The organism is Streptomyces fulvorobeus (assembly GCF_013167895.1).
In the GTDB taxonomy this organism is placed as follows: domain Bacteria; phylum Actinomycetota; class Actinomycetes; order Streptomycetales; family Streptomycetaceae; genus Streptomyces; species Streptomyces fulvorobeus.
Window position 1 is genome coordinate 1,744,985 of record NZ_BLWC01000001.1, and the last position, 13,866, is coordinate 1,758,850.

Genomic DNA, 13,866 nt, shown 5'->3' on the forward strand with positions numbered 1-13,866 from the left:
TCCGTTCCCCGTACCAGGCCCCGTAGAGCAGCACCGAACAGCGAAGGAACAGCGTGGCTTCCGGATCCGATCGCAACCCGATCATCATTGGCGGCCTTCCGAGCCAGGTCCCGGACTTCGATCCCGAGGAGACCCAGGAATGGCTCGACTCCCTCGACGCCGCCGTCGACGAGCGGGGCCGTGAGCGCGCCCGCTACCTGATGCTCCGGCTCATCGAGCGCGCGCGGGAGAAGCGCGTCGCCGTGCCGGAGATGCGCAGCACGGACTACGTGAACACGATCGCCACGAAGGACGAGCCGTTCTTCCCCGGTGACGAGGAGATCGAGCGCAAGGTCCTCAACGCGACCCGCTGGAACGCGGCCGTGATGGTCTCGCGCGCCCAGCGTCCCGGCATCGGCGTCGGCGGGCACATCGCCACGTTCGCCTCCTCCGCGTCGCTGTACGACGTCGGTTTCAACCACTTCTTCCGCGGCAAGGACGACGGCGACGGTGGTGACCAGATCTTCTTCCAGGGGCACGCGTCCCCCGGGATCTACGCGCGCGCGTTCCTTCTCGACCGGCTGAGCGAGGCGCAGCTCGACGCGTTCCGCCAGGAGAAGTCGAAGGCGCCCAACGGTCTGTCCAGCTACCCGCACCCGCGGCTGATGCCGGACTTCTGGGAGTTCCCGACCGTCTCGATGGGCCTCGGCCCCCTCGGCGCGATCTACCAGGCCCGGATGAACCGCTACATGGAGGCGCGCGGTATCGCCGACACCTCCAAGTCGCACGTGTGGGCGTACCTGGGCGACGGCGAGATGGACGAGCCCGAGTCGCTGGGCCAGCTCTCCATCGCCGCCCGTGAGGGGCTGGACAACCTCACCTTCGTGGTGAACTGCAACCTCCAGCGCCTCGACGGCCCGGTCCGCGGCAACGGCAAGATCATCCAGGAGCTGGAGTCGCAGTTCCGCGGCGCCGGCTGGAACGTCATCAAGCTGGTCTGGGACCGCTCCTGGGACCCGTTGCTCGCGCAGGACCGCACGGGCATCCTGGTCAACAAGCTGAACACCACGCCGGACGGGCAGTTCCAGACGTACGCCACCGAGACGGGCGCGTACATCCGTGACCACTTCTTCGGCGACGACCCGCGGCTGCGCGACATGGTCAAGGACATGTCCGACCACCAGATCCTGCACCTGGGGCGCGGCGGCCACGACCACAAGAAGGTCTACGCGGCCTACGCGGCGGCCAAGGCCCACAAGGGCCAGCCGACGGTGATCCTGGCGCAGACGGTCAAGGGCTGGACCCTGGGGCCGAACTTCGAGGGCCGCAACGCGACCCACCAGATGAAGAAGCTCACGGTCGAGGACCTCAAGCGCTTCCGCGACCGGCTGCACATCCCGATCACGGACAAGCAGCTGGACGAGGGCTACCCGCCGTACTACCACCCGGGCCGCGACTCCGAAGAGATCCAGTACATGCACGACCGCCGCCAGGGTCTGGGCGGTTACGTCCCGACGCGCGTGGTGCGGGCGAAGCCGCTGGCCCTGCCGGACGAGAAGACGTACGCGGCCGCGAGGAAGGGCTCGGGTACGCAGTCGATCGCCACGACCATGGCGTTCGTCCGCATCCTGAAGGACCTGATGCGGGACAAGGAGATCGGCAAGCGCTTCGTGCTGATCGCGCCCGACGAGTACCGCACCTTCGGCATGGACGCGTTCTTCCCGAGCGCGAAGATCTACAACCCGCTCGGTCAGCAGTACGAGGCCGTCGACCGCGACCTGCTCCTCGCGTACAAGGAGTCGCCGACCGGGCAGATGCTGCACGACGGCATCTCCGAGGCCGGCTGCACGGCTTCGCTGATCGCCGCCGGATCGGCGTACGCCACGCACGGCGAGCCGCTGATCCCGGTCTACGTCTTCTACTCGATGTTCGGTTTCCAGCGCACCGGTGACCAGTTCTGGCAGATGGCCGACCAGCTCGCGCGCGGCTTCGTGCTGGGTGCGACCGCCGGTCGTACGACCCTGACCGGTGAGGGCCTCCAGCACGCGGACGGCCACTCGCAGCTGCTCGCCTCGACCAACCCGGGCTGTGTCGCCTACGACCCGGCCTTCGGGTACGAGATCGCGCACATCGTCAAGGACGGTCTGCGACGGATGTACGGCGGGACGCCCGAGGAGAACGAGGACGTCTTCTACTACCTCACCGTCTACAACGAGCCGATCCAGCACCCGGCCGAGCCGGCAGACGTGGACGTGGAGGGCATCCTCAAGGGCGTGTACCGCTACCGGAGCGGTGAGAAGGGCCAGATCCCGGCCCAGATCATGGCGTCCGGCGTGGCGGTCCCGTGGGCGGTCGAGGCGCAGCAGATCCTCGCCGACGAGTGGAACGTCAAGGCCGACGTCTGGTCGGCGACCTCCTGGAACGAGCTGCGCCGCGAGGCCGTGGACGTGGAGCGGTACAACCTGCTGCACCCGGAGGAGGAGCAGCGCGTGCCGTACGTCACGTCGAAGCTCTCCGGCTGCGAGGGCCCGTTCGTGGCGGTGTCGGACTGGATGCGTTCTGTACCTGACCAGATCTCCCGGTGGGTCCCCGGCGCGTACCAGTCGCTGGGCGCCGACGGTTTCGGCTTCGCCGACACCCGGGGCGCGGCCCGCCGCTTCTTCCACATCGACGCGCAGTCGATCGTCCTCGCGGTGCTCACCGAGCTCGCGAAGGAGGGAAGGATCGACCGGTCCGCCCTGAAGACGGCGGTCGACCGCTACGAGCTCCTGGACGTGGCCGCGGCCGATCCGGGCCCGGCCGGCGGGGACGCGTAGGCAGGCGTTCGGGAGAGGGGCGGCGGGACCGGAAGGTCGCGCCGCCCCTCTCCCGTACCGGGGCGGGGCCGGCTCTCAGCTCTCCCAGATCTTGAAGGCCCTGACCTGGTAGGAGGACCTGGGCACCCAGGTGCCGCCGCCCGGGTAGGTCTCGAACTCGCCGGTCTCGGCGCACTCGGCCGACTGGTAGGTGGTGACGGGCCGCCCGGTGCGGTTGGCGAGCGCCTGGGCCCTGCCGCCCGCGGGGAGCGGGACACAGCTCTCGATGTCGACGGTGGACAGTTCATGCACCTGGCGGGCTCCGGTGAAGTCCGGTTTCTGCCACAGGCAGAGCTGCCCGGCGTCGCAGGTGCCGAGCCGGACGGGTGCGGCGTGGACGCCGGTCGGCGGGAGCAGTGCGGTGGCGGCCAGAGCGGCCGCAAGGACAGTGGTGCGCATGGTGGATCGTCCCCCGTGGTCGTGCGGATCAGTTGTCCGCACCCTGACCCGTGGGCGGCGCCGGGGGAAGGGCTGCGGGACGGCGCCACCCTGATAGGGGTTTCCGTCGCCGCCCGTGAAGGACGCGCCGGAGCCAGGTGACGGGCATCACCCCTGTCACGGGCCCGGACGCGCGTCTCCTGGGGTGAGGCGCAGTGACTCCCCCGGCTCCTCCCCCACCCTCACCGCCTGGCGCGCGCTGCTCGCCGTGGTGGTCGTGTTCGTGATGTTCTGCCACAGCTACGGCTCCGTGCGGTGCGGGGTCGCGGCGCACGGCCCGCCGTCGCGGGACCGCGACGGCGGATTCAGGACGTGCCGTACCTGGCGGTCGCAGGCATCGGACACGGCGTCGGTCCGGTCGCTCCGGAGTTCGGCGCGCGGATCGTGTCGGCCCGGGGCGCAAGGGGACACAGCGGCTCTTTCGAGCCGGGTACCGAGAGCCTCAGCAACTTCGCGGCGATCGGCGTGGGCGCCTGCGACTCGATCAGCCGCGCGAGCGGTGACGGCGCCTGTCACAGCGGGATCTCCGGCGAGCGAGGCAGCTGACGCGCGTAGAGCGCGGCATCTGAGCCGATTTGCGGATCGCTTCGAGGGGGACGCGGGAGCCGTGTGCCGCATACGATGAGGCGCATGGGTGATGTGCTGGCCGGAATTCATGCCACCTGGGAGTTCGACACCGACTCCGTGCTCATCCGCTTCGAACGGGGTATGCGCACGCCGAAGCTCTTGCAGAGCCTGCGCGAACGCCGCGTCCCGCACGCGGCGTTGTCGGCGGTGACGCTGAACCCGGGCAAGCGGGGCACGGTGGTCCTGCACGCGGTGCCGAGACCCGGTGCCGATCCACTGCTGGAGGCTGCGGCCGGACAGCTGAAGGACGGCTGCGATCCGTACCGGCTGGTGCTCCCGGCCGAGCGCGGGACGCTCGCCGAGTACTACGCGGACGAGCTGCGCGCCCTGCTGGGGCCGGACGCGGCGCGGCCCGCCGACCGGTTCATGGTGGCGGCGCCCGAGGCCCCGCTCAGCTTCAAGGCGTACGACGGCCGGGCCGGCTTCGACGGTGACCGAATCTCCTTCCGGTGGTCCTGGACCGGTGCGTCAAGCGCCAAGTGGAAGGCGGGCGACCAGACGTTCTCGGTGCGGGAGCTGAGTGGCGTCGAATGGCGTTCACCCGAGGCGTTCGACGGCTATCTGCGGCTCGTGCCGCGCACCGGGGCGGGCGACCCCGTCCTGGCGGGCGGGGTGGACGCGCCCGGTGCGCCGTACGGGCCGGCCGGCGTTCACGGCCTGCGGGCCGCCGTCCGTCCCGCGCAGGCGGACCAGGACCCGGCGGCGGTCGTCTTCGGTCTGGGCTACGGGCCGGTGCACGAGTCGCTGCCTTTCGCCGCCGCCGTCCTGGAATCCGTACGCCGCCGTCATCCGCAGCCCGTCGCCGCCCCGCCGGCCTGGCCGGCGGGGGGCGGTGCGATCCGGCGGACGTCGCCGAGCGGATCAGGTACCTGGGGGAACTGCACGAGGCCGGCCTGGTCACCGATGACGAGTACGGGGCGAAGAAGGCGCAACTGCTCGCGGAGCTGTAGCGGGCCCCGTGGCCTCGTACGTCTCCGCCCCGTACGCCTCTGTCCCCGTACCCCGGTACGACCAGGCTCGGCGTAAGCCCCCGTTACTCGCGCGCGACGGACGTGTTGCTCATGTCCGGGTAGCGGTCACCCGCCACCTGCCCGGCGATCGGCTCCAGCAGGGCCAGCTCCTCCACGGTCAGCTTCAGCCGGGTCGCCGCCACGTTCTCCAGGAGGCGGCTCCGCTTCCGCGTTCCCGGGATCGGCACCACCGTCAGGCCGTGCGCCTGCGCGCGCTGCTGCACCCAGGCGAGGGCCACCTGCGCGGCCGTCGCCCCGTGTGCCGCCGCGATCTTGTGCACGGGCTCCAGAAGGGCCGCGTTCGCCTTCGCGTTCTCGCCCGTGAAGCGCGGCTGGAACCTGCGGAAGTCGCCCTCCGCCAGCTCCTTGCCCGCGTCCGCGAACGCCCCGGTCAGGAAGCCACGGCCGAGCGGCGAGTACGGCACGAGCGTCACCCCGAGTTCGGCCGCCGCGCCGACCGCACTGCGCTCCACGTCCCGGCTGAACAGCGACCACTCCGACTGGAGGGCGGCGATCGGGTGCACGGCGTGGGCCTCACGGAGTTCGGCGCCGGTCACCTCGCTCAGCCCGAGCTGCCTGACCTTGCCCTGCCGTACCAGTTCGGCCATGGCGCCCACCGACTCGGCCAGCGGGACGGCCGGGTCGCGCCTGTGCATGTAGTACAGGTCGATGACGTCGGTGCCCAGCCTGCGCAGGCTGGCCTCGACGGACTGGCGGATGTACGCCGGGTCGTTGCGGACGCCCCGGTGGCGCGGGTCGTCGGTCCGCTCGATGGCGTACTTCGTGGCCAGCGTGATCTCGTCGCGGTGCGCCCCGACGAAGGGCGCGAGGAACTCCTCGTTGGCACCGCGCCCGTAGATGTCGGCCGTGTCGAAGAGGGTGACCCCCACCTCCAGCGCCGCTTCCAGGGTGTCGCGGGCGGCTGCCTCGTCGGTGTCGCCGTAGAACTCGCTCATCCCCATGCAGCCGAGGCCCTGCACGCCGACCCGCGGGCCGTCGTCCCCGCCGAGCCGCACGGTGGTGATCCTGTCGTCAGTCATCAGGCACTCGGCCTTTCCGGTACCCGTCGGGCACCCGCATAGAATTCGATCTTGAAGTCGAGGACGGCGAGGGTGTCCTGGAGCTCCGCGATCCGCGTCCGTACGTCGCGTCGGGTCGCCTCCAGCAGTTCCTGCCGGGCCTCGAACGTGTGCTCGCCCTCGCGCAGCAGTTCCGCGTACCTCACCATGTCGGCGACCGGCATCCCGGTCAGCCTGAGCTTGCCGACGAAGCCCAGCCAGTCCAGATCCCGGTTGGTGAACCGGCGCTGGCCGGTGTGCGAGCGGTCGACGTGCGGCATCAGCCCGATCCGCTCGTACCACCGCAGGGTGTGCGCCGTGAGGCCGGTGAAGGCGGCGACCTCGCTGATGGCGTAGCGGTCCTGTCCCTCGGGCCGCGGATGCGCCGGTGGGGGCGCAGCGCCGACAGACGTCCGTTCGGAAGCGTTCTCCATCACCGTCATGTCCTCCACGCTAGAACCTTCGAGTGCACTCGAAGCAAGCGCAACCGATCACGTGTTCCCCATTAGGCTCAGCGGCATGCAGAGCCTGGAGATGATCGACAACTGGCCCGTACCCACCGTCGCGGCAGCCGTCGTACGGGCGGACGGCGCCGTACCCGGCACACGCGGCCCGCTCGCGCACCGCTTCCCGCTCGCCTCGGTCACCAAGCCCCTCGTGGCGTACGCGGCGCTGGTGGCGTACGAGGAGGGCGCCGTCGAGCTGGACGAACCGGCGGGGCCCGAGGGCTCCACCGTGCGCCACCTGCTCGCGCACACCAGCGGCCTCGCCTTCGACGAGCACCGCGTGACGGCCCCGCCCGGCACCCGCCGCCTCTACTCCAACGCGGGGTTCGAGGTGCTCGGGGACCACATCGCCAAGGCGACCGACATCCCGTTCCCCGAGTACGTGCGCCAGGCCGTCCTGGAACCACTGGGCATGACGTCGACCGTCCTGGCCGGCTCGCCCGCCAAGGACGGCGTCTCGACCGTCGACGACCTGCTGCGGTTCGCCGCCGAGGTGCAGGCGCCCCGGCTGCTGGACCCGCGCACGGTGCTGGCCGCCCAGACGGTCGTCCACCCCGGCCTCAAGGGCGTCCTGCCGGGCTACGGCCACCAGAACCCCAACGACTGGGGGCTCGGCTTCGAGATCCGCGCCACCAAGCAGCCGCACTGGACCGGGGCTTCCTCGTCCCCGGCGACCTTCGGGCACTTCGGCCAGTCCGGTACGTTCCTGTGGATCGACCCGGTGGCGGGGGCGGCCTGCGTCGCGCTCACCGACCGGGACTTCGGCCCCTGGGCCGCCGAGGTGTGGCCGGCGTTCACCGACGCGGTGCTCGCGGAGCTGGCGGGGCGGTGAGCCGGGCGGCCGTCAGACGGCGCCGAGCTCCCAGATGAGCAGGTGGGCCGGTGTGGACGCGCGTATGCCGAGCCCTCGCGGGCGTGTGATCCGCGCCGAGTCGCCGGGGCCGAGCTCCTCGCCCCCGATCCGTACGCCGCCGCTCACCATGTGCACGTACGCCCCCTCCGCGTCCGGCACGGCGGTGCGCTCCCCCGCGGCCGGCCTGCGGACGTGCAGCATCGCACCGGCGGCGGGGAGGGCGTACGGGGTGGAGTCGGCGATGCCGGGGACGACGGCGTACGAGGGTTCGCCGCCCGGCGACAGGGGCGCGAGCCACATCTGGAGGAAGGTCAGCGGCTCGTCGCCGTCGTTGCGCTCGACGTGGCGGACCCCGGCCGCCGCGCTGAGGTGCTGGAGGTCACCGGCCCGGACGAGGGTGGCGTGGCCCGCCGAGTCGCGGTGGGTCAGCTCGCCCTCCACCACCAAGGTGACGATCTCGGTGTGGCTGTGGGGATGCTCGTCGAAGCCGGCGCCGGGGGCGAGGCGCTCCTCGTTGCAGGCCAGTACCGGCCCGAAGCGCAGATTCTCCGGGTCGTGGAAACGTCCGAAGGAGAAGGCGTGCAGCGTCTCGATGCCCTCGGAGACTCCCGGGGCCGGGCCCCCGCCGCGAAAGCGGTCGCCGGAGCGGCGTACGTCCATCACATGCCCACGATAGAGCCCGGGCGCCCCTCCCCTCCGTTCCGATGCCCTGATAAGGCAGTCTTGTGTCCGTGCCCCGACCCGATCCTGAGCAGCCCGCTGCGAACAAAGCCCATCTGCACGCCGCGACGCTGAAGCGGCTGGAGCAGTCCTCCGGCCGGCTGGCCGCGAACGCGATCGCCCGCATGGACGAGACGCTGCCGTGGTACCGGGCGATGCCACCGGAGAACCGGTCCTGGATCGGCCTGGTCGCCCAGGCGGGTATCGCGGCCTTCACCGAGTGGTTCCGGCACCCGGAGACCCCGCAGGCCATCTCCACCGACGTGTTCGGCACGGCCCCGCGTGAGCTGACCCGGGCGATCACCCTGCGCCAGACCGTCGAGATGGTGCGCACCACGATCGAGGTGATGGAGACCGCGATCGAGGAGGTCGCGGCGCCCGGGGACGAATCGGTCCTCCGTGAGGCCCTGCTCGTCTACGCCCGGGAGATCGCCTTCGCGACCGCCCAGGTGTACGCGCAGGCCGCGGAGGCGCGGGGAGCGTGGGACGCCCGGCTGGAGTCGCTGGTCGTCAACGCGGTGCTGTCCGGTGAGGCCGACGAGGGTGCCGTGTCGCGGGCCTCAGCGCTCGGGTGGAGCTCGCCCGAGCACGTCTGCGTGGTGCTCGGCACCGCCCCGACGGCGACAGCGAGCTGACGGTCGAGGCGATCCGGCGGGCCGCCCGGCACGCGAAGCTCCAGGTCCTCACCGGGGTGCTCGGCAACCGCCTGGTCGTCATCGCGGGCGGCAGCGACAACCCCCTGAAGGTCGCCAAGGCGCTGATCGGCCCCTATGCGGCCGGTCCCGTCGTCGCCGGGCCCGTGGTGCCGGACCTGCTGGCGGCCACCAGGTCCGCACAGGCGGCGGCCGCGGGCCTCAAGGCGTGTTCCGCCTGGCAGGACGCGCCGCGCCCCGTACTCTCGGACGACCTTCTTCCGGAGCGCGCGATGGCGGGAGACCGCGCCGCGCGGGACCAGCTGGTGGAGGAGATCTACAGACCGCTCGAAGAAGCGGGATCGGCCCTCCTGGAGACGCTGAGTGTGTATCTGGAACAGGCGAGCAGTCTCGAAGGCGCCGCCCGGATGCTCTTCGTGCACCCCAACACCGTGCGCTACCGGCTGCGACGTGTGACCGACGTCACCGGCTGGTCGCCTTCCGACGTGCGGTCCGCGTTCACGCTGCGGGTCGCCCTGATCCTGGGGCGCCTGGCCGCCGGAGATCCTCAGTCCTAGACTTTTGTCGGACTTCAACAATTCCCCCGACGGTTCTTCGTCCTTGTCCCCACGGGCGTAGAGAGCCGTCCGCAAGAGAGAGTGTGAGAGTGCTCGTACTCGTCGCTCCCGGCCAAGGCGCTCAGACGCCCGGCTTCCTGACTCCCTGGCTCGACCTCCCCGGTGCCGCCGACCGCATCGCGGCCTGGTCCGACGCCATCGGGCTCGACCTTGCCCGCTACGGCACGACGGCCGACGCGGACGAGATCCGTGACACGGCGGTGGCTCAGCCGCTGCTCGTCGCCGCGGGCCTCCTGTCGGCCGCCGCGCTCGGCGCCTCGCCCGATGTCGTCGCGGGCCACAGCGTCGGTGAGATCACCGCCGCCGCTCTCGCCGGCGTCATCGGCGACGAGGCCGCGCTCCGTCTCGTACGCACCCGGGGGCTCGGCATGGCCGAGGCCGCCGCGGTCACCGAGACCGGCATGGCCGCGCTGCTCGGCGGCGACCCGGCCGTGACGGTCCCGCACCTGGAGAAGCTGGGGCTGACCGCGGCCAACGTCAACGGAGGCGGCCAGATCGTCGCCGCGGGCACCGCCGCGCAGATCGCCGCGCTGGTCGAGGAGAAGCCCGAGGGCGTACGCCGGGTCGTGCCGCTCAAGGTGGCGGGCGCGTTCCACACGCACCACATGGCTCCGGCCGTGGAGAAGCTGCGGGTGGCCGCCGTGGACCTGACCGTCGCCGACCCCGCCGTGACGTACGTGTCGAACGCGGACGGCAAGACTGTCGCCACCGGCAGCGAGATCATCGCCCGGCTGGTCGGCCAGGTCGCCAACCCGGTCCGCTGGGACCTGTGCATGGAAACGTTCCGGCGGCTGGGCGTCACGGCGCTGATCGAGGTCTGCCCCGGCGGTACGCTCACCGGCCTCGCCAAGCGTGCGCTGCCCGGTGTGAGGACCCTCGCGCTCAAGACCCCCGACGACCTCGACGCGGCGCGCGCGCTCATCGCTGAGGCCCGGACACCCGCCGCTTCCGCGGCGGACGACGCCTAAGGAGCCCCAGAGCATGTCGAAGATCAGGCCCAGCAAGGGCGCCCCGTACGCGCGCATCATGGGTGTCGGCGGCTACCGCCCCACCCGTGTCGTGCCGAACGAGGTGATCCTCGAAACGATCGACTCGTCCGACGAGTGGATTCGTTCGCGCTCCGGCATCGCCACCCGGCACTGGGCCTCCGACGAGGAGACCGTGTCCGCGATGTCCGTGGAGGCGGCGGGCAAGGCGATCGCCGACGCGGGGGTCAGGCCCGAGCAGATCGGCGGGGTCATCGTCTCCACCGTCTCGCACTTCAAGCAGACCCCGGCCGTCGCGACCGAGATCGCCCACAAGATCGGCGCGGGCAAGCCCGCCGCCTTCGACATCTCCGCCGGCTGCGCGGGCTTCGGCTACGGCCTGACGCTGGCCAAGGGCATGATCGTCGAGGGCTCGGCGGAGTACGTGCTCGTCATCGGCGTCGAGCGGCTGAGCGACCTCACCGACCTGGAGGACCGCGCGACGGCCTTCCTGTTCGGCGACGGCGCGGGCGCGGTCGTCGTCGGCCCCTCCAACGAACCGGCCATGGGCCCGACCGTCTGGGGCTCCGAGGGCGACAAGTCCGACACGATCAAGCAGACCGTGCCGTGGGACGAGTTCCACACCGAGCGCCCGGCGAAGTTCCCCGCCATCACGCAGGAGGGCCAGGCGGTCTTCCGCTGGGCCGTCTTCGAGATGGCGAAGATCGCCCAGCAGGCGCTGGAGGCGGCCGGGATCACCGCGGCCGACCTGGACGTCTTCATTCCGCACCAGGCCAACATGCGGATCATCGACTCGATGGTGAAGACCCTGAAGCTGCCGGAGCACGTCACGGTCGCCCGTGACGTGGAGACCACCGGCAACACGTCCGCCGCCTCGATCCCGCTCGCTATGGAGCGGCTCCTGGCGACCGGTCAGGCGAAGAGCGGCGACACCGCGCTCGTCATCGGCTTCGGGGCGGGTCTCGTCTACGCCGCGACGGTCGTTACCCTCCCCTAGTCACACCGGACCTTCCGGTCCGTACGCCCCAACCCTGAAGAAACCACCGAAGGAGCGCCACATGGCCGCCACCAAGGAAGAGATCGTCACCGGTCTCGCCGAGATCGTCAACGAGATCGCCGGTATCCCGGTCGAGGACGTCCAGCTGGACAAGTCCTTCACCGACGACCTGGACGTCGACTCGCTGTCCATGGTCGAGGTCGTCGTCGCCGCCGAAGAGCGCTTCGACGTCAAGATCCCGGACGACGACGTCAAGAACCTCAAGACCGTCGGCGACGCCGCCGAGTACATCCTGAAGAACCAGGGCTGATCCAGCCCCGGTTCGTGTGTCGCCACCCGGCGGTGGCGCCGCTGATTCACGACCCTCTACACGTGGAGAAGATTTTCCAGTGAGCCCGACCAATCGCACCGTGGTCGTCACCGGTATCGGCGCAACCACTCCGCTGGGTGGCGACTCCGCATCGACCTGGGAAGGTCTGATGGCCGGCCGTTCCGGCGTCAAGCCTCTCGACGGCGAGCGCTTCGCGGACCTGCCCGTCCGGATCGCCGCCGTCGCGGCCGTCGACCCGGGCGATGTCCTGCCCCGGCCGCTGGCCCGCAAGCTGGACCGCTCGGCGCAGTTCGCGCTGATCGCGGCCCGTGAGGCGTGGGCCGACGCCGGTTACACCGGCAAGGCCGGCGAGGCCGGGACGGTCCGCCCCGAGCGGCTCGGTTCCGTCATCGCCTCCGGCATCGGCGGCGTGACCACCCTGCTCGACCAGTACGACGTGCTCAAGGAGAAGGGCGTACGCCGCGTCTCCCCGCACACCGTTCCCATGCTCATGCCCAACGGCCCGGCCGCCAACGTCGGCCTGGAGGTCAACGCCCAGGCAGGCGTCCACACCCCGGTGTCCGCCTGCGCCTCGGGTGCCGAGGCCATCGGGTACGCCGTGGAGATGATCCGGACCGGCCGTGCCGACGTGGTCGTCGCCGGGGGCACCGAGGCGGCCATCCACCCGCTGCCGATCGCGGCCTTCGCCAACATGATGGCGATGTCCAAGAGCAACGACGAGCCCGAGAAGGCTTCGCGCCCCTACGACACCGGCCGTGACGGCTTCGTCCTCGGCGAGGGCGCGGGCGTCGTCGTGCTGGAGTCCGCTGAGCACGCCGCCGCGCGGGGCGCCAGGGTCTACTGCGAGGTGGTGGGCCAGGGTCTGTCCGCGGACTCGCACCACATCGCGCAGCCCGAGCCCACGGGCCGCGGGATCGCCGCCGCGATGCAGAACCTGCTCGACTCGACGGACCTCAAGCCCGCCGAGATCGTGCACCTCAACGCGCACGCCACGTCGACCCCGCAGGGTGACATCGCCGAGATCAAGGCCCTGCGCAAGGTGCTGGGCGACGACCTCGACCATGTCGCGATCTCCGCGACGAAGTCGATGACGGGCCACCTCCTCGGTGGCGCGGGCGGCATCGAGACCGTCGCCACGGTCCTCGCGCTGCACCACCGGACGGCGCCGCCGACCATCAACGTCGAGAACCTCGACGAGGCGGTGGAGGCGGACGTCGTCCGCGACAAGCCGCGGCCGCTGCCCGAGGGGCCGATCGCCGCGATCAACAACTCGTTCGGTTTCGGCGGCCACAACGTGGTCCTGGCGTTCCGTACGGTCTGATCCCGCACACGGCACGCGAAGGCCCGCTTTCCCGGCAGGGGAGGGCGGGCTTTTTCGGATGGCGCGGGTCGGGGCCTGCCGAGGACGGCGCGGGTGCGGGCCCGGCGGTGGCGGGCGGTGGCCGGCGGACGGTCACACCACCTGGTGCAGCCACCGCACCGGCGCGCCCTCGCCCGCGTGCCGGAAGGACTCCAGCTCGTCGTCCCACGGCTTGCCCAGCAGTTTTGCGATCTCCGCCTCCAGGTCCGTCTCACCGCGCACGGACCGGGCGAGCGCGGCCCGCAGCCGGTCCTCTGGGACCAGGATGTCGCCGTGCATTCCGGTCACCGCGTGGAAGATGCCCAGGCCGGGCGTGGAGCTGTAGCGCTCGCCCTCGGCCGTCGCGGACGGCTCGGCCGTCACCTCGAAGCGCAGCAGGTCCCAGCCCCGCAGCGCCGAGGCGAGCTCGGACGCGGTTCCCGGTCGTGCCTGCCAGGAGAACTCGGACCGCCAGGTGCCGGGGGCCGCCGGCTGTCTGGTCCAGTCCAGCTGGACCCGCAGACCGAGAACACCCGCCACCGCCCATTCGACGTGCGGGCACAGCGCGCGGGGTGCGGAGTGCACGTACAGAACTCCACGTGTCGTCACCTGGACCTCCGGTGTAGGACGAAGTTCGCCTTGCCCAGCGGCCTCGTGCCCGTACCGCCTCTTCCCGGCCGGCTCCCGAGGTCGTCATCAGTAAACAGCATCGGGAGGTGATCTCCTGAAAAGGAACAATATGTGACGAGATGTAACGTAAAGAGCCACCCGTATGCACGCGGCGAGCGAGGCTCCACTGGACCGACGGGGAAAAGCTACCGTGCGCGGCGGCCGGGCGGGTGACGTGCGGCGGCCGGGCGGGTGACGTACCGTCGGTCGCGGGTCCATGATGCGCCC

General features: G+C 71.2%; 12 protein-coding genes and 2 pseudogenes. 9 read left to right on the plus strand and 5 right to left on the minus strand.

What is annotated here, in order from left to right:
- The first annotated feature begins 53 nt into the window (after window positions 1–53).
- A complete protein-coding gene (aceE, locus tag Sfulv_RS07895) occupies window positions 54–2,795 on the plus strand; it encodes a pyruvate dehydrogenase (acetyl-transferring), homodimeric type (RefSeq protein WP_173313022.1) in 2,742 nt (913 codons plus the stop codon).
- 75 nt (window positions 2,796–2,870) lie between these two features.
- Here the strand turns inward: aceE and Sfulv_RS07900 are convergent, their stop codons facing one another.
- The gene (locus tag Sfulv_RS07900; RefSeq protein WP_173313023.1) at window positions 2,871–3,233 is read right to left on the minus strand and encodes a peptidase inhibitor family I36 protein; all 363 of its coding nucleotides are present in this window, start codon (window positions 3,231–3,233) and stop codon (window positions 2,871–2,873) included.
- Between the two features lie 265 nt (window positions 3,234–3,498).
- Here Sfulv_RS07900 and Sfulv_RS07905 point away from each other — a divergent pair.
- Together Sfulv_RS07905 and Sfulv_RS07910 are read left to right on the plus strand one after the other, a co-directional pair.
- Window positions 3,499–3,818: pseudogene (locus tag Sfulv_RS07905) on the plus strand (hypothetical protein); the annotation flags it as partial.
- An 84-nt stretch (window positions 3,819–3,902) separates the two neighbouring features.
- A complete protein-coding gene (locus tag Sfulv_RS07910; RefSeq protein WP_371874645.1) occupies window positions 3,903–4,925 on the plus strand; it encodes a DUF4429 domain-containing protein in 1,023 nt (340 codons plus the stop codon).
- Between the two features lie 7 nt (window positions 4,926–4,932).
- Here the strand turns inward: Sfulv_RS07910 and Sfulv_RS07915 are convergent, their stop codons facing one another.
- Both Sfulv_RS07915 and Sfulv_RS07920 read right to left on the minus strand, forming a co-directional pair.
- The gene (locus Sfulv_RS07915) at window positions 4,933–5,949 is read right to left on the minus strand and encodes an aldo/keto reductase (protein WP_173313024.1); all 1,017 of its coding nucleotides are present in this window, start codon (window positions 5,947–5,949) and stop codon (window positions 4,933–4,935) included.
- Entirely contained in the window at window positions 5,949–6,410 is a 462-nt protein-coding gene (locus tag Sfulv_RS07920; RefSeq protein WP_173317672.1) for a MerR family transcriptional regulator, read from the minus strand. Before Sfulv_RS07920 ends, Sfulv_RS07915 begins: the two co-directional genes overlap by 1 nt.
- A 76-nt stretch (window positions 6,411–6,486) precedes the next feature.
- Between Sfulv_RS07920 and Sfulv_RS07925 the strand changes: the two genes are divergently transcribed.
- Entirely contained in the window at window positions 6,487–7,305 is an 819-nt protein-coding gene (locus Sfulv_RS07925) for a serine hydrolase domain-containing protein (protein WP_173313025.1), read from the plus strand.
- Between the two features lie 12 nt (window positions 7,306–7,317).
- Here Sfulv_RS07925 and Sfulv_RS07930 read toward each other — a convergent pair whose 3' ends face one another.
- Window positions 7,318–7,986, minus strand: a complete 669-nt coding sequence (locus Sfulv_RS07930) for a pirin family protein (protein WP_173317674.1) — start codon at window positions 7,984–7,986, stop codon at window positions 7,318–7,320.
- A gap of 71 nt (window positions 7,987–8,057) precedes the next feature.
- Here Sfulv_RS07930 and Sfulv_RS07935 point away from each other — a divergent pair.
- The 5 genes and pseudogenes from Sfulv_RS07935 (at window position 8,058) to fabF (ending at window position 12,951) form a co-directional block, all read left to right on the plus strand.
- A pseudogene (locus Sfulv_RS07935) lies at window positions 8,058–9,256 on the plus strand (PucR family transcriptional regulator).
- Window positions 9,257–9,345: 89 nt separating this feature from the next.
- Entirely contained in the window at window positions 9,346–10,284 is a 939-nt protein-coding gene (locus tag Sfulv_RS07940; protein ID WP_173313026.1) for an ACP S-malonyltransferase, read from the plus strand.
- A 13-nt stretch (window positions 10,285–10,297) separates the two neighbouring features.
- A complete protein-coding gene (locus Sfulv_RS07945; RefSeq protein WP_173313027.1) occupies window positions 10,298–11,299 on the plus strand; it encodes a ketoacyl-ACP synthase III in 1,002 nt (333 codons plus the stop codon).
- A 61-nt stretch (window positions 11,300–11,360) separates the two neighbouring features.
- A complete protein-coding gene (locus tag Sfulv_RS07950; protein ID WP_173313028.1) occupies window positions 11,361–11,609 on the plus strand; it encodes an acyl carrier protein in 249 nt (82 codons plus the stop codon).
- 79 nt (window positions 11,610–11,688) lie between these two features.
- Entirely contained in the window at window positions 11,689–12,951 is a 1,263-nt protein-coding gene (fabF, locus tag Sfulv_RS07955; RefSeq protein ID WP_173313029.1) for a beta-ketoacyl-ACP synthase II, read from the plus strand.
- A 132-nt stretch (window positions 12,952–13,083) separates the two neighbouring features.
- Here the strand turns inward: fabF and Sfulv_RS07960 are convergent, their stop codons facing one another.
- The gene (locus Sfulv_RS07960; RefSeq protein WP_173313030.1) at window positions 13,084–13,578 is read right to left on the minus strand and encodes a DUF3145 domain-containing protein; all 495 of its coding nucleotides are present in this window, start codon (window positions 13,576–13,578) and stop codon (window positions 13,084–13,086) included.
- Between the last annotated feature and the right edge of the window lie 288 nt (window positions 13,579–13,866).